The organism is Streptomyces tyrfis (genome assembly GCF_037034285.1).
Taxonomy (GTDB): Bacteria; Actinomycetota; Actinomycetes; order Streptomycetales; family Streptomycetaceae; genus Streptomyces.
Genome location: NZ_JBAGJZ010000020.1, coordinates 25991 through 45950, shown reverse-complemented (window position 1 = coordinate 45950; position 19960 = coordinate 25991). Strand labels below are relative to the sequence as shown.

At 71.2% G+C, this 19960-nt stretch carries 28 protein-coding genes; 24 read left to right on the top strand and 4 right to left on the bottom strand.

Annotation, left to right across the window (positions count from 1 at the left end; genetic code table 11):
- Nucleotides 1-193 precede the first annotated feature (193 nt).
- From WA762_RS17305 to WA762_RS17250, 12 genes are all read left to right on the top strand, one after another.
- Nucleotides 194-652 carry a hypothetical protein gene (locus WA762_RS17305; protein WP_335936659.1) on the top strand — a complete coding sequence of 153 codons (459 nt, stop codon included), beginning with the start codon at nucleotides 194-196 and terminating at the stop codon, nucleotides 650-652.
- Nucleotides 645-1388 carry a hypothetical protein gene (locus WA762_RS17300; protein WP_335936658.1) on the top strand — a complete coding sequence of 248 codons (744 nt, stop codon included), beginning with the start codon at nucleotides 645-647 and terminating at the stop codon, nucleotides 1386-1388. The genes WA762_RS17305 and WA762_RS17300 overlap by 8 nt, the downstream gene beginning before the upstream one ends.
- The gene (locus tag WA762_RS17295) at nucleotides 1388-3013 is read left to right on the top strand and encodes a hypothetical protein (RefSeq protein WP_335936657.1); all 1626 of its coding nucleotides are present in this window, start codon (nucleotides 1388-1390) and stop codon (nucleotides 3011-3013) included. The genes WA762_RS17300 and WA762_RS17295 overlap by 1 nt, the downstream gene beginning before the upstream one ends.
- The gene (locus tag WA762_RS17290) at nucleotides 3010-3312 is read left to right on the top strand and encodes a hypothetical protein (RefSeq protein WP_335936656.1); all 303 of its coding nucleotides are present in this window, start codon (nucleotides 3010-3012) and stop codon (nucleotides 3310-3312) included. Before WA762_RS17295 ends, WA762_RS17290 begins: the two co-directional genes overlap by 4 nt.
- Nucleotides 3309-3641 (top strand): helix-turn-helix domain-containing protein, encoded by a 333-nt coding sequence (locus WA762_RS17285; protein ID WP_335936655.1) that lies wholly within the window; start codon nucleotides 3309-3311, stop codon nucleotides 3639-3641. Before WA762_RS17290 ends, WA762_RS17285 begins: the two co-directional genes overlap by 4 nt.
- Nucleotides 3638-3853, top strand: coding sequence for a hypothetical protein (locus WA762_RS17280; protein ID WP_335936654.1), 216 nt, complete (start codon nucleotides 3638-3640; stop codon nucleotides 3851-3853). Before WA762_RS17285 ends, WA762_RS17280 begins: the two co-directional genes overlap by 4 nt.
- Nucleotides 3850-5046: a hypothetical protein gene (locus WA762_RS17275; protein WP_335936653.1), complete on the top strand. Its 1197-nt coding sequence runs from the start codon at nucleotides 3850-3852 to the stop codon at nucleotides 5044-5046. Before WA762_RS17280 ends, WA762_RS17275 begins: the two co-directional genes overlap by 4 nt.
- Nucleotides 5043-5447 carry a hypothetical protein gene (locus tag WA762_RS17270; protein ID WP_335936652.1) on the top strand — a complete coding sequence of 135 codons (405 nt, stop codon included), beginning with the start codon at nucleotides 5043-5045 and terminating at the stop codon, nucleotides 5445-5447. Before WA762_RS17275 ends, WA762_RS17270 begins: the two co-directional genes overlap by 4 nt.
- 11 nt (nucleotides 5448-5458) lie before the next feature.
- The gene (locus WA762_RS17265) at nucleotides 5459-5596 is read left to right on the top strand and encodes a hypothetical protein (protein ID WP_335936651.1); all 138 of its coding nucleotides are present in this window, start codon (nucleotides 5459-5461) and stop codon (nucleotides 5594-5596) included.
- On the top strand, nucleotides 5596-5763 hold the full coding sequence (locus WA762_RS17260; protein WP_335936650.1) for a zinc finger domain-containing protein: 168 nt from the start codon (nucleotides 5596-5598) through the stop codon (nucleotides 5761-5763). Before WA762_RS17265 ends, WA762_RS17260 begins: the two co-directional genes overlap by 1 nt.
- Nucleotides 5764-5832: 69 nt before the next feature.
- Entirely contained in the window at nucleotides 5833-6579 is a 747-nt protein-coding gene (locus WA762_RS17255; RefSeq protein ID WP_335936649.1) for a hypothetical protein, read from the top strand.
- Between the two features lie 80 nt (nucleotides 6580-6659).
- Entirely contained in the window at nucleotides 6660-7379 is a 720-nt protein-coding gene (locus WA762_RS17250) for a DNA-methyltransferase (RefSeq protein WP_335936647.1), read from the top strand.
- 48 nt (nucleotides 7380-7427) lie between these two features.
- Here the strand turns inward: WA762_RS17250 and WA762_RS17245 are convergent, their stop codons facing one another.
- Complete coding sequence (locus tag WA762_RS17245) at nucleotides 7428-7688, bottom strand: hypothetical protein (RefSeq protein WP_335936645.1); 261 nt, start codon at nucleotides 7686-7688, stop codon at nucleotides 7428-7430.
- 136 nt (nucleotides 7689-7824) lie between these two features.
- Here WA762_RS17245 and WA762_RS17240 point away from each other — a divergent pair, with 136 nt between their 5' ends.
- The 4 genes from WA762_RS17240 (at nucleotide 7825) to WA762_RS17225 (ending at nucleotide 11254) form a co-directional block, all read left to right on the top strand.
- Nucleotides 7825-8316 (top strand): hypothetical protein, encoded by a 492-nt coding sequence (locus WA762_RS17240; protein WP_335936643.1) that lies wholly within the window; start codon nucleotides 7825-7827, stop codon nucleotides 8314-8316.
- 63 nt (nucleotides 8317-8379) lie between these two features.
- Nucleotides 8380-9861, top strand: coding sequence for a hypothetical protein (locus WA762_RS17235; protein ID WP_335936642.1), 1482 nt, complete (start codon nucleotides 8380-8382; stop codon nucleotides 9859-9861).
- A 123-nt stretch (nucleotides 9862-9984) separates the two neighbouring features.
- Nucleotides 9985-10197, top strand: a complete 213-nt coding sequence (locus tag WA762_RS17230; protein ID WP_335936641.1) for a hypothetical protein — start codon at nucleotides 9985-9987, stop codon at nucleotides 10195-10197.
- A 283-nt stretch (nucleotides 10198-10480) separates the two neighbouring features.
- On the top strand, nucleotides 10481-11254 hold the full coding sequence (locus WA762_RS17225) for a hypothetical protein (protein ID WP_335936640.1): 774 nt from the start codon (nucleotides 10481-10483) through the stop codon (nucleotides 11252-11254).
- A gap of 161 nt (nucleotides 11255-11415) precedes the next feature.
- Here WA762_RS17225 and WA762_RS17220 read toward each other — a convergent pair whose 3' ends face one another.
- Nucleotides 11416-11790: a hypothetical protein gene (locus WA762_RS17220; protein WP_335936639.1), complete on the bottom strand. Its 375-nt coding sequence runs from the start codon at nucleotides 11788-11790 to the stop codon at nucleotides 11416-11418.
- Between the two features lie 332 nt (nucleotides 11791-12122).
- Here WA762_RS17220 and WA762_RS17215 point away from each other — a divergent pair, with 332 nt between their 5' ends.
- Nucleotides 12123-12440, top strand: coding sequence for a hypothetical protein (locus WA762_RS17215; protein WP_335936638.1), 318 nt, complete (start codon nucleotides 12123-12125; stop codon nucleotides 12438-12440).
- Between the two features lie 399 nt (nucleotides 12441-12839).
- On the opposite strand, the gene WA762_RS17210 is transcribed toward WA762_RS17215, so the two are convergent.
- Nucleotides 12840-13289, bottom strand: a complete 450-nt coding sequence (locus WA762_RS17210; protein ID WP_335936637.1) for a cupin domain-containing protein — start codon at nucleotides 13287-13289, stop codon at nucleotides 12840-12842.
- 102 nt (nucleotides 13290-13391) lie between these two features.
- On the bottom strand, nucleotides 13392-14426 hold the full coding sequence (locus tag WA762_RS17205) for an MDR family NADP-dependent oxidoreductase (RefSeq protein WP_335936636.1): 1035 nt from the start codon (nucleotides 14424-14426) through the stop codon (nucleotides 13392-13394).
- 129 nt (nucleotides 14427-14555) lie between these two features.
- On the opposite strand from WA762_RS17205, the gene WA762_RS17200 reads away from it, so the two are divergent.
- From WA762_RS17200 to WA762_RS17170, 7 genes are all read left to right on the top strand, one after another.
- Entirely contained in the window at nucleotides 14556-15518 is a 963-nt protein-coding gene (locus WA762_RS17200; RefSeq protein WP_335936635.1) for an Lrp/AsnC family transcriptional regulator, read from the top strand.
- Between the two features lie 319 nt (nucleotides 15519-15837).
- Complete coding sequence (locus WA762_RS17195; protein WP_335936634.1) at nucleotides 15838-16083, top strand: MerR family transcriptional regulator; 246 nt, start codon at nucleotides 15838-15840, stop codon at nucleotides 16081-16083.
- A 69-nt stretch (nucleotides 16084-16152) separates the two neighbouring features.
- Nucleotides 16153-16590, top strand: coding sequence for a hypothetical protein (locus WA762_RS17190; RefSeq protein WP_335936633.1), 438 nt, complete (start codon nucleotides 16153-16155; stop codon nucleotides 16588-16590).
- 15 nt (nucleotides 16591-16605) lie between these two features.
- The gene (locus WA762_RS17185) at nucleotides 16606-16803 is read left to right on the top strand and encodes a hypothetical protein (protein WP_335936632.1); all 198 of its coding nucleotides are present in this window, start codon (nucleotides 16606-16608) and stop codon (nucleotides 16801-16803) included.
- A 393-nt stretch (nucleotides 16804-17196) separates the two neighbouring features.
- Nucleotides 17197-17613, top strand: a complete 417-nt coding sequence (locus tag WA762_RS17180) for a hypothetical protein (protein WP_335936631.1) — start codon at nucleotides 17197-17199, stop codon at nucleotides 17611-17613.
- A 25-nt stretch (nucleotides 17614-17638) separates the two neighbouring features.
- On the top strand, nucleotides 17639-18121 hold the full coding sequence (locus WA762_RS17175; RefSeq protein ID WP_335936630.1) for a phage terminase small subunit P27 family: 483 nt from the start codon (nucleotides 17639-17641) through the stop codon (nucleotides 18119-18121).
- 21 nt (nucleotides 18122-18142) lie between these two features.
- Nucleotides 18143-19954: a terminase large subunit gene (locus WA762_RS17170; protein WP_335936629.1), complete on the top strand. Its 1812-nt coding sequence runs from the start codon at nucleotides 18143-18145 to the stop codon at nucleotides 19952-19954.
- The last annotated feature ends 6 nt before the right edge of the window (nucleotides 19955-19960 follow it).

Genomic DNA, 19960 nt, shown 5'->3' with positions numbered 1-19960 from the left:
GCTCGGACATCGATCCGGTGCACGGCCTCGCCTACGCCCGCCGGTACGTGACCGGTTGGAAGTGCGACCGGCACACTCCCGCCGCGTGGGCGGGCCGGCCGGAGCCCGCGCCGGGCCCCGGCTGGCCGCCCGGCGCCTATATCCACCAGCCCCCTGACACACCCGAACCACCCGCAGAACAGGAGCCGCCGTCATGACCACCGCCCCGCCCCGGCGCCCGTCCCCGGCCGACCTCGCGGCGAACACGTCCGCCCGACAGCGGGCGGCCGCCCGGCACGCCGAGCTCCTGGCCCCGGCCGTCCTGGGCCGCGGTGAGCGGTTCCGGCCCCTGTACGACGCCGCGATCCGCGAGTCCGGGATGAACCCGCACACCCGGCTCGTCGCGCTCATCCTGGCCTCGTTCGGTAACTCGCGGACCGGCCGCCTGCCGGAGCAGCCCGGCCTGCACCGCATCGCGGCCGCGACCGGCTTGTCCGCCGGACAGGTCGTCGTCGCGCTGCGGGCCCTCGAGACCCGCGGCTGGATGCAGCGCACTGGCCCCGCCCGGTACGAGGACGCGGTCCTGCAGCCGAGCATCCCGGCCCACGCCATGCCGCGCCTGCGCACCCTCCACCCCGCCCGACCCACCACGGAACGGACCGACCATGCCTGACCCGAGGATCCCGCACTGGACCGACACCCTGTTCGACAGCGTGTACGCCCTGTACGAGACCGCCCACGAGTACCGGACCGCCCACCGCGCCGCCCAGGTCGCCGAGCAGACGGTGAACCTGGACCGCCGGAAGCTGCACCCCGGCCGCGTCGCCCTGCGCGGACAGTCCGGCCGGACCGGCGACAGCTACTACCGCACGCGGCGCACGGCCCCGCACGAGAAGGCCGTGTTCGACCTCGGCACCCTGTACCGCCAGGCCACGGCCGACATGCACCACCGCTACGAGGACGCGGCCCTCCTGTACGCGTCCGGCGCGGCCTGGACGATCGCCACAGTCCAGAACGGCCACACTCCGGCCGTGGTCGAGTTCAACACCGACGGCACCGGGGCCCCGGTGCCTCACCGGCTGCACATACCCGGCCTCGACACCTACGCGGAGGGGCCCGCCCTCGACGCCGCGTACAAGACGGTCCGGGACTGCATGGCGGCCGCCGACTACGCCGAGGACGTGGCCGGCCGGGACTACGTCACCGACCACGAGGCCGGCGAGATGTTCCGCGCGGGCGACGCCGCCGCGGGCCTGGCCGATGCCGCGTTCGCCTACGGCCTTCTCGCCCAACGCGCCGTGAACTTCGTGCTCCTGGAGCCGCGCCGGGCCCGGGAACGCGAACTCGCCATTGCCCGGGCTGCCGCACAGCAGAGCACGCACACGACGCCTTCGGAGCCGTCGGCCTGATGTCTGCTGGTCTGCTCGCTGCCACCGAGCCCCGCCGCACCCGCGGCGGGGCCGGTGGCGTGCGCTTCAACCGGCCGCGCCGGCGCAGCGAGCAGACCGTGTGGATCCCCGAAGCGCTTTTTGTCGGCGCCCACTTCAACGACGAGGCCGTCACCGTGTACGCGAAGGTCGCGGCCCTGGACGCCCGCCGCTCATTCCCCGGGGCGTCCCTGGACACCGACCCGTGCACGGCGTCCGTCGCTGAACTCGCCACCGCCTGCGGCATATCGCCTTCCGCCGTGGAACGTGGCCTGACCCACCTGAACCGGCCCGGCCCCGACGGCGCCGAGCCGTGGCTGCACACCAAGCAGCGCACCCACACCGGCGGCCGCGGCCGCTCAGCGAAGCGCTACGCCCGCCTGGTCCCCCGTACCGAGGCGGCTCTCGAAGTCCCCGTGCGTGTGGCCGAGGCCCTGACACCTCGCCGCCTGCGCGCCTACCTCCATCTGGCCCGGGCTACCGCTAAGGGCCTGCCTGTCACCGGCGCCGAGCTCGCCGGAGAGCTGTTCCACCACACCGGCAAGAACGCCGGGCAGCCGCTCAGCCAGAAGACCGGCTACCGGCTCCTGAACGAGCTCGATGCCCTGGGCTGGCTCACCCTCGACCGCCGCGGCGGGCAGCGCGGCCGTCACGCCGTCACCGTCAACACCCACCCGCTGCACCTCGCCCCTACGACCGGGCAGCCCGGTGCGGACAACCATGACGGGGTGGCCCCGGACAATCACGACGGGTCCCTCGCGTCTAGGGAAGACACCAGCCTTACTCCTGACGTTGTCGCGCAGGCCGGTTCTGGGATCCGCCGTAGGCGAGGTACCGGTAGTAAGACCGTCCGCCCTGTGGAAAACCCGGTCTCGGCCCCGGCGACGTTCCGGGGTGCGGGTCAAGACGAAAAGCGCAGCAACAACGGCGGCGGCACGGATTCGGGTTACACCGGCCCCGGGCTGCAGCTCTCGCCTCGGGTCTGGCACGTCCTCGAGCCGGTACGCCATGAGCTGCCCGGCATCCGGCCGTACGTGCTGCGCCGTATCGCTCACGAGATCGGCCGCCAGTTGTCGCAGGGTGCCGGTACTGAGCGGCTGACCGCCCGGTTGACGGCGCGCTGGGCGTCCACCGAGGCGCCCCGTCGCGGTGACGTGGGCCGGTGGATCCTCGGCGCGGGCCTGGTCCGCCGCGGCTGTGGGCTCCCATCCTGCGAGTCCGGAACCACCTGGCACACCGGCGCCCCGTGCCCCGTCTGCCACGACAACGCCATGCACCGCCTCCAGGAGGAAGCCGTCCGGGCGCAGCAACAGCCCGCGGACCGGCCGCAGCAGCCCGTGCCGCCCGCACAGCCACCCCGGCCCCCGGCAACCCCGCCGGCCCCAGCGGCCCCGCGGCCGGGCCCGACAGCTCTTCCGGCCCCGGCCGGTGGGACGTGGCCGGCTCTGCCCCGGGCTGAACGGGAGCAGCTGCGCGCGGCCGCCACCCCCCAGCTCGTCCGTCAGGCCATCGCCGAACACGGCCGGTCCGGCGCGACCTACCTCTACGGCCACGCCCTCGTCCTCCCGCACCTCGCCGCGCTCGACACCGAAGGAGCCCCGGCATGAAGCCCGCCGCCCATCACGTCACCGCATGCCGTCGCTGCCGCGCCCCGATCTGCTGGGCACTCACCACGGCGAACGGCCGGCGCCAGCCCGTCGACGCCGCACCTACCGCCGACGGCAACCTCGCCGTCACCAACGGCGCGGACGGCCAGCTGTACGTACGGAGCCTCACCCGGGCCCACCCGGAACCGAGGCCGGGCGAGTGGCGGGCAATGCCGCACCACGCCACCTGCACCGCCCCGCCGTTGCCCAGGCGCAGCAACAGCCGGGCACAGCGCCAGAACCCTGGAGTACGGCCGTGACCGCGGCCGCGCAGTGCCGCGTACCGGGCTGCGCCCGTCCGATCGGCCGGGGGCGTCTGTGCTGGACCCACTGCGAACGGTGGCGGCACCACCGGGACTTCGACCACAACGAGTGGACCACCGCGGACCTCGACGACGTGGAGACCGCGGCCGCCGTCCGGGAACTGCTGCCCGGCATGACCCGCCGCGAACGCGTGCTGCTCGGTTTGGTGCTGACCGACCGGGGGTTGCCGGCCTCCGAGGTCGCCCGCATCACCCGGGTCTCTCCGCGCACGGTCACCCGCTGGCGTCGCAACCGCCGCGCCCAGCAGGAAGGAACCGAGCCGTGAGAATCGGAATCGTCGTGCGCTGCGAGCGCTCCGTCCCGTACGGCACCTGCGCCGCCGTGCTCCATACCGGGGCCAGCACCGTGGCCGACGCCTACGCGGTCGCCGAGCACGCCGGATGGGACATCCGCGGCCCGGACTTCTGCCCTGCCCACAGCTACCGCCCCACCCGCCACCCGATCCGCCTTCGTCGCAAGGAGACACCGAACCGATGAACACCTACGCCCGCGGCTTCCGCCTCCACCTCCGCCACGGCCTGGTACTGGAAGGTGCCGAGTTCCCAGGCGGCCGGGCCATCGTCATGGACGACCCGGAATGGGGCCTGTGCAGCGCCGCCCGCACCATCGAGGTCCTCCAGGCCGGATACCCCGACTCCCGCATCGAACGCCCCGCCGCCCGCCGCACCCTCACCGAGGCCGAACACCACCGGGCATGGCACGCCATCGAGGGCGCAGCCGGGGAACCGGGCGCCGACCCGGGCACCATCCTGGCCGCCGTACTGGCGGCCCTCGACATCACCGCCCCCGACGCCCCGACCGCCGTGCCCGACCACCCGACCGGCCAGAAGTACCCGTGCGGGCTCGGCGTCGTCTGCGACACGTGCGGCACCGGGTTCCGCGGCGACTTCATCGTCACGGACACCATGACGCAGGCTGAGCGCCAGGCCGCCCAGCTCGACGCCGCGCACGACGCGATCCGCGAGGCCGAGCAGGACGCGGAGACGGCCGACACGGTCACCGCCGAGACGAAGCGTCTGCTGGCTCGGCGCACTACCACGATGCGTCACCGCGCCGAGCAGGCCGAGGCCGTCCGCGATCGCCTGGCCCGCGACGTACAGGCGATGCACGACGGCATCAACCAGGCCGTCCGCGAGGCGTTCGCCCAGCGTCGCGCGCACCGCGAGGAGCTGCGCGCCGCCGAGCACCACGCCAACCGGTACCGCCTCGCATGGCTCGCCGCCCGCCGTGACCGCAAGGCCGACCGCGCCGCCATGGCCGCCGAACTCCCCGCCGTCCAAGCCGGACGCATCCTCGCCACCGCACTGCCCAGCAGCGCCGACTTCGCCGAGCACCTGCGCCGCGTGGCCGGCGCCGGTATCTCCGTTGCCCAGCTCGCCGAGCAGGCCGAGGGATGGCGCGACCGCGCCGAGCGAGACGGGAACCGTGTCCTTGAACTGGAGGCGCGCACGCGCTGGGACGCCGCCCTCCACGACCGCGCGACGGCAGCCGAACGGCGTGCCGAGCAGGCCGAGGCCGCCATCGCCCGCATGCGGCAGATGCACCGCGACGCCTACGCCGGAACCACCGAGGCCGGGGCGTCTTGCACCGCCGGGTGCGGGGCCTGGCCCTGCCCCACCCTCACCGCCCTCGACGAACCGCCCACCACGCCCCTGGAGCCGCAGTCGTGACCACCACACCCACACCCACCGACGACCTCCGTGCCGCCGCAGCTTCCCTGCGGACTACCGCCGGGAGCGCTACCGAGGGCCCCTGGGCGCTCTGGCGAGACCTTGACCACCGGGGCTTCATCACCGTGGGCGACGCTGCCGGTGTGCTCAGCCCGGAGCGGCCTCACACCGAGGAGTGCAACCCGATTGCCCACGTATACACGGAGGAGGACGCCGCACACATCACCCTGATGAACCCCGCGACCGGCCTCGCCCTCGCCGAGTGGCTGGACGAGGCGGCCCGATTCGCGGCCCTGTACGCCGACCTCACCATCGCGACGACCGCGGCCCCGCCGACCGGGCCGCGATCCTGCGCGAAGCCGCCGACGCCCTGGACGAGTCCGAGACGCTGCGCGACCTGACCGACGACCACATGCGCGACGTGCACGCCGCCGCGAACGAGCTTCGCCGCATGGCCGACGAGGCGCAGCAGCCCACCGCGCCGTCCGTGGCCGACCGCATCCGGGCCGCCCTCGGCGGCGGCCAGCCCACCACCGAGGAGACCAGCTGATGCGCGAGCCCACCGTCCACCACCCCGCCCTCATGATCACCTGCCCCCGCTGCGGAAGCGTCCCCGGCGCCTGGTGCTACACCCCGCGCGGCAGCCGCCTCCCCGACGGGCGCGTCCACCGCGACCGTGCCGCCGCACACCGCGCACGCACCCAGCCCACCACCTGACCCCGCCCCGCCCGGCCGCCCCGCCCGTCCCGGGGCGGCCCCCACACTCGCACCACCCAGGAGGACACGGTGACCACCGCCTGCCTGATCTGCCAGCACACCGCACCTGACGACCGGTACCTGTGCGAGGCGTGCACGTATCGGCTGCATACCTGGCTGCGCACCTTGCCCCGCCTGGCCGCGCTCCTGCAGGTCTGCCTGCGCCCGGAGATCGGCCCGGCGCAGCGCGGCGGGAGCGGTCGCGCGCACTCTCCGCTCCCCGTCGACCTCCGGGTCCTGGACCTTCTCGGCCCGGGGCACGCCGTTCCGGTCGAGGACCCGCACGGCGACCAGACCGGCGGGGTCCCCGTCGGCGCGCTGCTCGCCGGGTGGGCGCGGTACATCGCGTCGGAGGCCCCGGCCGTGCGCCGTGACGCCCACGGCACTGTGCGGATCGACCGGTGCACGGACGCCTGGCCGCGGGCCGGCACGGGCATCACCGCCTGGTGCACGTGGCTGTCCGGGTACCTCCCGTACGCGGCGACCCGGCCGTGGGCTGCCGAGATGTACACCCAGGTCGAGGACCTGGTGGGCCGGATACGGCGGATCACCCACACCACCGCGCGCCGTACCTCGAAAGACGCCCCCTGCCCCAGATGCGCCGCGTTCGCCCTGGTGGAGCGGGAAGACGAGCTGCACATCTCCTGTGAGGCGTGCGGCCGTCGGCTCTTGCCGGATGAGTACCTCGCGCACCGCGCCCAGGTGATGCCGGCCCTCGCCCGCACGGCGCTCCTGGTGGCGGCGCGGGCGGAGAAGGCCCGGCAGGCTGCTGCGTGAAAGCGTCCATATAGACCTGGATTCGAACGCGTGTTCCTGTGCATCATCGGCGATGTCCCAATCATGCATAGGAGGCTCAAATGTCCGATTGGACTATGCGTCAGGGCGACGCGCTCACGGTGCTGCCGACCTTGACCGACCTCGTGGACGCCGTGATCTGCGACCCGCCGTACAACAGCGGCGGGCGGACCAACGCCGAACGCCGCAGCCAGGGCGCACGAGACAAGTACGTCAGCGGGGACGCGCGGCACGACCTGGCCGACTTCGACGGCGACACCCGAGACCAGCGCGGCTACACGCACTGGCTCGGCCTGGTCCTCGCCGACGCCTACCGCCTCACCCGGCCCGGCGGCAGCGCGCTCGTCTTCACGGACTGGGCGCAGCTCCCCGCGACCAGCGACGCGCTCCAGGCCGCCGGATGGACCTGGCGCGGCATCATCCCCTGGCGAAAACCGATCAGCAGACCGGTGAAGAACGGCTTCCGCCGCGAGTGCGAATACGTCCTGTGGGGATCCCGCGGTGATCCCCTGCGGCACGCCCCGACGATCTACCTGCCCGGCTGGCTGGAAGGATCCCAGCCACGGGGCAAGGTCCGCGTCCACATCACGCAGAAGCCGGTCGACGTGATGCGCCAGCTGGTACGCATCGCCCCGGAGGGCGGGTACGTGCTGGACCCGTTCGCCGGATCCGGCACCACCGGCGTGGCCGCCCTGCTGGAAGGCCGGCGCTTCATCGGTATCGAACAGTCGGCTACCTACGCGGCGGCCGCCGAGGACCGCCTGACCGCCGCCCGGCCGTAGGCGCCGGACCCGGCTGCGCCCCACCTTTCCGGGTGGGGCGCAGCCGGGCTACCGTTCGGCCGGCGGCTTGAGGTCGGTCCGTTCGCCGGGCCGGAGCTCCCGCGCCTCGTAGTAGGCGCGGGCCTCGCCTAGGTCCCAGAACTCCCGCGTGCTGCCCGGTCGTCGGCGCGACTGAGGAAAGGCAGGGTCTTTGGTCCGCAGAGTGTGCAGCCACTGGCGTGTGACACCGAGCTCCGCAGCCAACTGCGACAGGTTCACCAGCTCTCCCTCGTCCGGTCCCGGCTCCTTCTTGTCCGGCATAGGCGTCATCCTGCCCTAACCTCATTGACACTGTAAAGCAGGTTCCCTACGGTGGGGCCTGCAACGGAAAGCGGCCCCGGCCGGCGCTCGCAACGCCATTGGCCGGGGCCAGTCACCCCACCTGATCCACCAGGAGGAATGACCTATGCGCGATCGTATCCGCGCCACTGCCGCACTGGCAGCCCCGCCCAGCTCCGACGCCGACGAGGCCCTCCGCCGCGCCCGGACCGCCCTGGACGCCCCCACCCGCGACCTCATGGACCGCATCGCCGAGAAGCTCGCCACCACGAACCCCGACATGAGCATGCGCGAGGTCACCCGCCTCGCGTACGCCTCCCGCTACGCCACCGAGCAGCACGGCCTCGGCACCGCACGGACCACCGCCGCGCTGCAGCTCCTCCTCCGGCACATGCCCCGCACCGACGACGGCCGGGCTATCACCCGCGGCGACTACGCCCGGTTGCTCCGCGCGAAGGCCGGCCACACCACCGCGCCCGAGGCGCAGCGGCGGGTCCACGACGGCCGCGTCGTCCTTGGCCGCGACCGGCACGCGGCGCGCGCGCAGGATCTCCGCGACTACGAGTCCGCCGAGGCCCTGCGCCGGGCCCACAGCAACCGCTGCCCCGGTCTCGGCTGACTTGCCCCGCCGGGCCCGTCCGCTGCGGGCCCGGCCACCTCTTCCCGCTCCTGGAGGAGCACCGTGCCTCAAGATCCGCTCACCTGGGCGGTCACCCACCCGTGGCCGGCCACGGGCATCACCGCGCTCGCCGTGGCCGCCGCCATCACAGCCATCTGGCTCACCGCCCGCGCCGTGCGGCAGGTCGCGCGCGCAATCTGCAAGCTCACCTTCCCGCCCGGTTCCGTCGTCGTCGCCGGGCTCAGCGCCGCCGTCTGTACCGCGTACAGCGCAGACACGAGCTGGATGTTCGCCGAGCACCACCTCGGCATGACCGACACCACCGAACGCATCGTCATGTTCGCCGCCGGGGAGCTCGCGCTCCTCGCCTGCGCCGTCATGGCCCGTGCCACGAAGGCCGCGACCGCCACCGGCGGCGCCGCCGGCACCGCGGGCGTGCCCGGCGTGCTCGTCTGGTGCATCACCGGCGTGCAGATCGTCCCGGCCTACTCCGAATCCGGGCTGCTCGGCGGCACCGTCCGCGCGTGCTTCGGCCCCGTGGCGGCCGGCCTTCTCTGGCACCTCGCCATGGGCCTGGAGATCCGCGTGGCGCGCCCCGGCGCTCTGTCCACCGGGCTGCCCGCGGTCATCGGCCGGGAGTTACGCGAGCGGCTGCTGTCCCGGCTCGGACTCACGGCCCGGGACCGGACCGCGGACCAGATCAGCCGCGACCGGGCGACCGCCCGCGCCGTGCGCCTGGCCGCGCTCCTCGAACTCCGCCCAGGCGGGCTCCTCGCCCCGTACCGTCGCCGCCGTCTCGCGGCCGCCGTCGCCCGATCCGGGGCCGGGACCGATGGCGAGCAGCGGCACCGGCTGCTCCAGCAGCTCGCCGCCCGGCGTACCTCCGGCCAGCTCGCCACCATCGTCCTGGACTCCCCGTGGGCGGGTACCCCTGTACCCGGTACCCCGTACCCGCAGACCCCGCTCGGCGTGACGGGGGCCGTGCTGCGCCGTCTCGACCCACTGACCACGGTGCGGCAGGTGCGGGCGGCGCACCCGGACGTCACCCCAGCCGAGCTCGCCGCCCTGTGCACGGGGTACGGGGTACCCGTCTCGGAGACGCAGGCCCGGGTAGCCATCGGCGCGGGCAACCCGGCGCCGCCGGCTTCCGAGGTACCCGTACCCGGGCGGCCCGCACCGGGTGCGGCCCCCAAGGAGCCCGCGCCCGTGCACGAGCAGGCACCCGCCGCTGACCCGGGGAACCCCGCGCAGGTACATCCCGAGGTACCCGTACCCGCCGCCGCAGGTACCCGTACCCGCTCCATCGCGCACGCCGAGGTACCTCTACCCGACGAGCAGCAGGTACCCGTACCCGAGGTACCCGACGAGGAGGTACCCGAGGGCGACCGCGACGTACCCGACCCGGACCCGCTGATCGCGCGGGCCCGTACCGAGTACGGCACCCAGGTACCCGGAGTACGCGCGCTGAAAGCCGGGTACGGCATCGGCCAGGCCCGCGCCCAGCGCATCCGCGACGCCCTCACGCCGGCCGCAGTACGCCCATGACCCACCACGCCCCATTCGCCAACCGCCAACCGCGGACGGCTGCCCGCTCCGTCCGCCCCGGCTGCGGGCGGAGTCGAGGGGAGCCGGACAGCCCGGACCACCACATCGAGAGGAACCGAGCCCATGTCTGCCAGTCGCCACTTCCGCGTCACCCAGACCCCCGCCGAGACCCGCCAGGAGATCCAGGAGGACATCACCGCCGCCCGGAACGCCCAGCACAAGCTGCAGGACGCCGGCCAGCACCGGCTCGCCGAGAACATGGGCGCCGCGGCCGACGCGTACCTCGACGAGCTCAACGACCTCGACGGCGGCCGCTGGGCCCCGAAGCACGCCTGACACCCTGAAGACGGGGTCGACGAGGAGACGGCCCGGGACCTGTCCGCGTACGTGTAACCCCTGCCGGTGTCAGTGCTACGCCGTACCTTTGACGCCATCCCATCCGCGCTGTTGGCTGCGGCGCTGCACGGATCCGACGAGGCCCCGCCCACCCAGGACGGGGCCTCGCCCGTTCTGTACCGGCGACCTTGGTCACAAAGTGACCTCCACCACTTCAATGCAACTGCACGCTTTCATCACCAGTCATACACGGGAAGCACACAGAACCGTCTCAGGGGGAGTAGTGAGCCAGCAGTACCCGCACCAGCCCCAACAGCCCGGATGGCACGGCGGCCCGCCCACGCCCGGAGCGCCCACGCCCCAACCGCCGAAGAAGCGCGCGGGCAAGATCGTCGGGTTCGGCTGCCTCGGAGCCTTCGGCCTCCTCTTCCTCATCGGCCTCATCGGCGTAATCGCCGACCGCGGAGACACCAAGAACGCCCCGGCCGCCACCGCGTCACCGGAGCCGACCGCCGTGAACACCTACACGCCGAAGAACGACGACGACAAGAGCACGCCCACCACCGCGCCGACCACCACGGCCCCGAAACCCACCGCATCCAAGCCCCCCACGCCCGACGCCCCCGCCCCCGGCGGCGACGTAGCAAGCTGGGTCAGCACGATGACCGGCCACGGTGCCACCTGGGTAAAGAAGGGCACGAAGGAGACCATCCCCGGCCTGCCGCCCACCCTCAACTGGTTCGGCGAGACGAAGGGCGCCACCTCCTTCACCGCCAACGCCATCACCGACACCAACCGCCGGGTCCTCAGCCTCTCCTGCAACGCCGCCGGCATCCCCAAGGGCAACAGCGCCGGTCAGGTCGCCCTCTTCACCGACTGCATCACCGCCGCCGACCTCGACATCGACAACGCCAAGGTCCGCAACTGGATCAAGACCAAGCTGCCCGCCATGCTCGCCAAGAACGACATGCAGATCGAGAACCTCGAACTCGGCACGGCGTCCCTCAGCATGGACACCGCCGGGAACACCGCCGCCATCACCTTCGAGCAGGAGTAACCGCGCCGCCCCGCAACCCCGCGCGGGAGAACGGCCCCTGGGCACGCACCATTGCGGCACGCGCCCAGGGGCTGCGGGTATGCCCGGAGGGGCGGCGAAGACTCGGCGGAATCAGCACTTCGGCGCACAAGGGCAATCCCGGCGCGCCCCGGGGCGCGAGGTCAGATGCGGACCTGTGTGATCACGGCGGCAGAAGTGAAGTCGATGTAGCCGCCAGTAGCGAGGATGGGAGTGTTGAAGCTGGGGCCTCCGCTCTGTGCGTGGTAGGTGGCGGCGCACCACTCCGTGCCTCCGGTGATCCGCTTCCGGTTGTCCCAGGACCCGTTCATCGTGCCCGCTCCACGGAAGCCGTAGGCGGCATACGGAGTGCTCCACGGGGAGAGGACACAGTCTCCGGACTGCGGGGGATTGTGCTGCACGATCGTTGGCGTGATCTCGGGCTCGGGGTCGACGAAGCCGAGGAACTCGATGGTGCCCTTCGTGGGGTCGGCCTGGTAGTGAGCCACCTTCCCCGCCGGCGCGGACTCGCTGGGCACTGGCTGCCCAATCCAGGTCAACGGCTCCGCAGTAGCAGGCGTGTCCGCCACCGACGCCTGCGCGGTACCCGAGAGGAGACCTCCGGCGACCAAGGCGCTTACCACAACTGCCATTCCACGTAACTTCACTGGAAACCCCCACCTCTCGAACCGTGTCCCTCACGGTCGTCACGGCGATCGAAACTTACCTGCGGCACTTGCCATACGTAAGGTGATCACATCATCACTTTCGGACATTATTGGTTGCGGCGGCCCCTTTCGGTCGTTGCGCGGCCAACGGGTTTGCCCCCCCTATGCTTAGGGGCATTTCCCAGCGCTGACGCGAGGTCCTCATGAAGTTCCTGCATCACATCGCGGCTACGACCGCTGTCTTATGGATGGCAGCAGGCGCCGCTCCCGTCGTTGCCTCAACCCCGACGGATACCGAGCCCACCGCAACCGAGGCCGCAGCGGCCGGCTGGCCGCTGGCCTATGAGGCGGACCCCAAGACAGGGCGCTACCTCCCTCTGGGGTTCGTACGCCCAGACGGCCGAGTGATGCCGCTCTCTGCAGGGCAGCAGGGCTACATCGCTGATCCTTTTACCGGCAAGCTCGTGCCGGTAAGGGAGGGGCAACGCTTCTCGCCAGCGCTGGACAAGATCGGCAAGTAGCGCAACACTGGTGCCAGCAGCACACGTGTGTCTATAGCCAACCCCCGCCCACAGGTCGGGGGTTTTTGCGTGCCCGGACGGAGGCGACGCCACGTGGACACCGACCTGCTCACCACCGCCCAGGCCGCAGCCCACGCCGACCGCGCCCGCCAACTGCTCAGCGCAGGCGCCGCACACATCCGCCCGGCCCGGTCCACCCGGACATGCGCCGATCAGCCCGCTTCGCGGAGATCATTTCGCTGAGAAAACCTCAGTCACCACCCACACCAGCTCCGTAACTAGTAATTTCAAGACGAAACTTCCTCATTGGTGTTCCCGGCAGCGGCTGCTGACGTCGGCGGCGAAGCCGCCCCAACCTGGCGCGGAACCTGACCCCGAAGCCGGGGACAAAGCGCCCCGTCAGAGCAGTTCCTGGTCGTACTTTGCCAGGATCGACTGCATGGCGATCCGATCCGGGCGGCCGGACGCCGACAGACGGGCGGCCTCGATGAAGAACCTCTCGAAGCCGGCTGGTGTGAGCATCACGAGGATTGTGCTCGGCTCGTCGCCGACGCTCGTAAACGCATGTGGGTAGGTGCGCGGCACGTGGAAGAACCCACCCGGACCCTCCTCGGCGACCCGGTCCCCGCACTGGAAGCGGAACCGGCCGCTCACCACGTAGAACGTTTCGTCATGGCCGCAGTGGCGATGGAGTGGAGCGCCTTGCCCCGGGGGGAAGGTGGACTCAAGCACCGCCAATGATCCGGCGGTCTGTTCGCCCGCGAGCTTGATCACGTACGGGCCCGGCACGTGGAAGCGACCGCCCTCTCCGGGCGGCAGCATCACAGGTTCACGGATATCGTCGGCCATCTCGGAAGCTCCCTTGGTTTTCGTTGCAGTTCAAGACGGTTCAAGAACACTTCTCGCGTTTTCGATCAAGAACCGGACAGTCCGCCTCTTGAGAACGCGAGGCTAGAGCTCGACGATGACGGCTCCCAGGTGGCGTCCTTCGATGACCTCGAGCAATGCGTCGGGAGCATGGGCGATGCCGGTAACACGTACATGGGGGAAGGTGATATCGCCGGAGCGCAGCCAGTCGCCGAATCGCTGGATCCACTCCGCATGCACCTCGGAGTTGTCGTCCGCGCTGTAGCCGCGCATGGTGATCTTCTTCATGAGGAGCTGGAAGGAGTCCAGCTCCACCGGGGCCGTCCTACCGGTACCGCGTGCTGCCAGCTGCCCCGACAGAGCTCCAACCAGGACGAACCGTGCCCCCTCACGGGCAGTCGTCACCGCCGCGCGCAGCTGGTCACCGCCGACATTGTCCAGGAAGACATCGATACCGCCGGGCGCGGCCTTGGCCAGCTGCTCGACCATCGGTTCGTTGGTGCCGCGGACCACCGCCGCGTCGTAGCCGAGTTCCCGGACCAGCCGTTCGGCCTTGCTCCACGAGCCGGTGCTGCCGATCACCCGGCCGGCGCCCAGCAGGCGGGCGATCTGCCCGGCCATCGAGCCGATGGCGCTGCCACCGGCCGAGACGAACACGGTGTCGCCGGGCCGGAGGTGTACCCCCCGGGTCAGTGCCGCGTAAGCCGTCCCCCCGTGTCCCAGGTATGCGACTGGGTCCGGCAGCCCTCCGTCCAGTCGTGTGCAGGCCGCCGCGGCCACGACCGCGTACTCGCGCCACCCCAGGAAGTGTGAGACCAGGTCGCCGGGACACAGCCCGCTGTCGACTGGTGCCACGACGACCTCGCCAACAGCCTCGTCGGCCAGTGTGTCGCCCGGGCGCAGCGGGGGAAACGGCACGCCCTCCACGGCCGGGGCGCTCTGACTGATCATCATGCGAAGCGAGGCCGAGACGCGGAAGAAGCGATTTCGGATCAGCACCCGATCGGCGCCCGGGTCCGGCAGCGGGATCTCAGCGATCTCCAGGTGCTGGCGGCCGGGCAGGCCGTCGGGGTGTGCGACGAGCCGGACTTCGCGGCAGGTCAGCGGAAGGTCGGACATGGCTTGCTCCTCAAATCGGGTGGAACATCGCAAGGCGGAGGGGCTACGTCCACGATTGATCAGGCAACTCGGTCGTTCCAGGCAGCCACAGAGCTGCGCCGCTTTTCGACACGCGTAGGGTGATCGTGCATGGATTCACTCGACCACCAGCTTGTTCATGCCCTGCACATAGACGGCCGAGCGTCGTTCAACCAGATCGCCGACGTGCTCGGCGTGTCCGACCAGACGATCGCCCGCCGCTACCGCCGGCTGCGTCAGACCGGCGCGCTACGCGTGCTCGGCCGCCTTGATGCTCGCCGTCTCGGACACGTCGAATGGGTCATCCGCCTGCAGTGCGCACCGGGTGCCTCGAGTGCCATCGCCGAGGCGCTTGCCAAGCGTGACGACACGCACTGGGTCCGCCTGGCCTCGGGTGGCACCGAGGTCGTTTGCAATGTCCACACCGGCAGCGAGCGGAATCGCGACGCGCTCTTTCTGAAGAAGCTCCCTGCGACTCGCCCAGTGACCGCAATCAGGGCGCACTGCTTCATCCACACCTTCCAAGGCGGCCCGACCGGTTGGCAAGCGGTCGCCTCGGCCCTGACAGAACAGCAGGCCGCCCAACTCGCACCGTCGCTCGCCGCACTCGGTACGGAGCCCGAGCCGATCGAGCTGGACGAGGGCGACCGCGCACTGCTGGGCGAGCTGGCATATGACGGTCGCGCCACCCATGTGGCACTCGCAGCGGCCACTGGATGGCACGAAGCGACCGTCCGCCGCAGGATCGCGTCCCTACGTGCGAGCGGAGCGCTGTACTTTGACATCGACGTCGACGACCGGCTCCTCGGTTACGCCAGCCCGGCGCTCCTGTGGATCTCCGTCGCTCCCCCCAAACTGGACGCTGTCGGACAGGCACTTGCCCAACACCCTGAGATCGCCTTTGCGGCCGCCACCACCGGCCCGACCAACCTGCTCGCCTCAGTCCACTGCCCGGACGTTTACGCCCTCTACGACTACATCGCGAACAGGGTCGCCGCCCTTCCCGGCATCCGCGACATCGACAGCGCGCCGATCCTCCGAACCGTCAAACGTGTGGGTTCGATGAGCAAGTGAGGCGGCCCCTGCGTGCTCGGTTCGCTGGCACCGCGGGCATGCGCTCAGCCCGAGCCGGATTGGCGATGTCGCCCGCGCAGCTCTCGTGCTCAACGGGCACTGGAAGTGATCTTCATTGAGAAAACCTCAGTGGGTCTTCGGGCATTTCGGGAATCTCCTCGACGAGGTCGAGGCCTTGGCGGCCGCCGCTGCCCTGAAGACCGGACTGGACAAGATCGCCACGTAGCGCAACACTGGTGCCAGCACCACACATATGCCCACAACCAACCCCCGCCCACAAGTCGGGGGTTTTTGCATGCCCGGACGGAGGCGACGCTACGTGAACACCGACCTCCTCACCACCGCCCAGGCCGCCGCCCACGCCGACCGCGCCCGCCAGCTGCTCAGCGCAGGCGCCGCACGCATCCGACCAGCCACCATCCGCTCCTGGGCCACCCGAGGCCACCTCACCCCCACCGGCCTCGACCCCAACGACCGACCCCTCTACCGCCTCGCCGACGTCGCCACCGCCGAACGCACCACCCGCGCCCGCGCGCTACGCCTCGTCGGCATCCCCGAAGGCTGACCACACACCACCCACACCCGGCCGCGCGCACCGCGTTGCCGGACCTCGGCACGCCAGGAGCCACCACCCATGACGCAGATGCCCAAGTACGCCCGCCTGACCGCCGGCACCCACGACGATCCGCACCAGGCCGTCGTCGACATCACCGTCATCGAAAACGGCCTCGGCAACGGCGGTGCACAGCCGATCGCGTGGGCCGACATCACCGGCAAGCCCAGCACGTACCCGCCCGCCGCGCACACCCACACCGCCGCCGACCTGACCGACGCCACTACAACCGGCCGCAGCGTCCTCACCGCCACCGACCAGGCCGCCGCCCGCACCGCGATCGGCGCCGGCACCTCGTCGCTCACCCTCGGCACCACCGCAACAACCGCCGCCGCAGGAACCCACACCCACACCGCGACCTCGACCACCGCCACCGCCATCGGCCCCGGCACCGCCACCAACGTCCAGGGCATCTTGGCCGAACTCGCGGCCCGCATCGCCGCCCTCGAAACCCCCTGACCGGGCATCGCGCCCATGCTGACCGCGATCCTGCGCCGCATCGCCCGACGCTGCGACACCCACGACACCCACTCCCAGGCAAAAACCCGCGCGCTCGAACACCAGCTGGGCATCACACCCAGCCCACCGGCCGGCCACTTCGTCGACCAGTACGCCGACGCCGACCTGATCGACTGCGGCCACACCTGGTGCACCCGACGGCGGCACACCTGACGTACGACCGGAGGTGCCCATGCCCACCCGCGCCGCACGCCGCTGCTCCCGCTGCCACCGCCCCCGCGACGCACAAGGCCGCTGCTCCCCACACTGCGCACGCCGCTCCCGCGAACGCAGCAACCGCGCCCGCGGCAGCGCAACCCGGCAGGGCTACGGCCAGGAACACCGCGAAAAGTTCCGTGCACCCGTCCTCGCCCGCGACCCCACGTGCGTCGTCTGCGGGCAAGCACCCAGCACCGAGGCCGACCACTGGCCCCACTCCCGCAAACAGCTCCTCGCCGCAGGCCTCGACCCCCTCGACCCCCGCTACGGCCGCGGCCTGTGCAAGCCCTGCCACAGCCGCGAAACCGCACGCCACCAACCCGGCGGCTGGAACCAGAGGTAACGACCATGCCCGCACAGATCACCAGCCCCGTCGACATCACCATGCACACGCCGAACGGACCGGTCACGGGAACCATCGGCACCATCAGCTTCGACCTCACCGAGCCCGGCAACCTCGACCTGCGCGAGATGCACAAGGCGCTCGGCGAACTACTCACTGCGGCCGGTGAATACCTGAACAAGGGCGGCGCACTCGTAATCCCCCTGCCGCCCCGAGAGAAGGATCAGCCGGTTCCCCCGGGGATCACTCCTCCTGACCTCTGCTGGGGCCGCTGGCGGGCGGACAGGCCCCTTCCCGGCCCCCTGCTCGGGGAGGGGGAGGGGGTCACCGAGCTGAAACGATCTCACCCGGAGCGCCAGGGTGACTCTCTGCTCTCCTGGACAGGTTTTCACTTTCGCCGTACCGGGGTGACCCCATCGTGACCGAGCGTGACCACGGGAGGTGATCATGGGGAAGCGTGGACCCGCCGGGAAGCCGACCGCGCTGCGCGTGCTGCACGGCGACCGGAAGGACCGGATCAACACCGACGAACCGCGCCCCGACACGGAGGACGTCCAGCCGCCTGACTGGCTCGGCGACGAAGCCCTCGCGGTCTGGGATGCCCTCGCCGACGACCTGGAGACCAAGGGTGTCCTCACGCCGTGGGACGTTGAGGCGTTCGCGAACTGGTGCGACGCCGTCGCCCGCCGCCGCCGCGCCGCCCAGGCCGTCGAGGACGAAGGCGAGATCGTCGACTCGGACGTGTTCAACAAGAACGGCGACGTGACCGGTTCCCGCCGCGGCAAGAACCCGTGGCTCCTGGTCCTGGCCGAGGCCGACGCCCAAGTCCAACGCTACGGTGCCCGGTTCGGCCTGACGCCGTCCGACCGCGCCGCGCTGAAGATCGGCGGCGACGACGGCGGGCTGGGGGCGGAACGACTGCTGTCCTGACGCCGTGACGCGGGAGGTGCCATGGCGACCGCGACCACGTCCAGGCGGCCGGCCCGCAACAAGGCATCGACCCGTCCGGCGGGGCGTCCGACGCGACGGCGGGTCCTGCGCGTCGACCACAACAAGCGGTGGCGGCCGGCCAGTCGGCGCGGCGGGGCGTGCGGGTACACCCTCGACGGCAAGACGTGCACCAAGCGCGGGGCGCACTACTGTGAGCCGCGCGCGGACAAGGTCGTCAAGTTCTTCGCCGAGCTGCTCGTCCATCCGGCTGGAGCGCTCGCCAACACGAAGTTCGTCCTGGCGGCGTGGCAGGAAAACGACATCATCCGGCCGCTGTTCGGCGAGGTTCACTGGTCTGATCAGTGGGGCCGGTACGTGCGCCGGTACACCCGGGCCACGATCGTCATGGCCCGGAAGAACGGGAAGTCGGCGCTGCTGTCCGGGATCGCGCTGTACATGCTGTGCGCGGACGGTGAGGAGTCCGCAGAGGTCTACGGCGCGGCGAAGAACACCCGCCAGGCCGGGAAGGTGTTCGAGCCGACGGTCAAGATGATGCGGAAGTCGCCGCTGCTGGCGCGACGGCTGCGGCACATCAAGAACGCGCGGCGCATAGTCGATGAGAAGACGTCCAGCCACTACGAGATCATCACCGCGGACGCCGAGGCCGAGCTCGGGCACTCGCCGCACTGCTTCATCCTGGACGAGGTGCTTTCGCAGCCGGATGACTCGCTGTGGCGGGCGATGGTGACCGGTGCGGGTGCGCGGACGCAGCCGCTCATGCTGGCGATCACGACCGAGACGTCCGGAACGGACAGCTTCGGGGCGGATTTCATCGACGAGGCCGACCGGGTCATGGAGGACCCGTCCCGGGCCCCGCACCACTTCGCGTTCGTGCGGAAAATGCCCCGCACCGTCGAGGAACTCGAACGGATCCGGCGGCTGTTCCCGGCGCGGCCCGAGCTGCCTGTCTCCACGGACCCGTGGGACGAAGCGAACTGGGCTTGGCCCAACCCGGCCCTCGGCACCTTCCTGTCGCTGCAGTCGCTGCGTGAGGACGCCACCGAGGCCCGCGAAAGCGCCTCCGGAGAGAACGCGTTCCGGCAGTTCCGCCTGAACCAACGCGTGTCGCAGACGTCGCGGTGGATCGCGATGGACCTGTGGGACGAGAACGCCGGCGAGATCGCCGCCAACCCCGACTGGCTCACCGACCAGCTCGCCGGCCAGGTTTGCCACGCGGGCCTGGACCTGTCCGCGAAGTTCGACCTGACCGCCTGGTGCCTGCTGTTCGAGGACGGCTGGGTTGTGTGGCGGTTCTGGGCTCCCGAGGCCGTCATCCCCGAGCTGGACAAGGCCACGGACGGGAAGTTCGGGGAGTGGGTGAGCGCCGGGTGGGTGCGTGCCACGGACGGCGAGGTCATCGACTACGACGCCGTCTACGAGAACATCGAGACCGACAACGACCGGTACCAGATCGTCTCGGTGACCTATGACCGGTGGTCCGGTGAGCCGGTGCGGCAGGAGATCGAGGAGCGCACCGGGCTGGAGATGGTCGAGTCCGGCACCACGTACACGCACATGACGGCGCCCATGACCGAGCTCATGCGGATGCTCAAGGGCCGTGAGCTCCGCCATGGCGGGAACCCGGTGGCGCGGTGGATGGCGGACAACTTGGAGGCCAAGAGGCCGAGGGACGATCCGGACCGTGTCCGGCCGGTGAAGCCGGAGCGGCACAAGACCGGCAAGCGCATCGACGGCATGCCCGCCCTGTGTTTCGCGATCGACGGCCGGATGGCCATCGACGACGAGGCAGGGGCGGCCGCCGACATCTTCTGAGGAGGT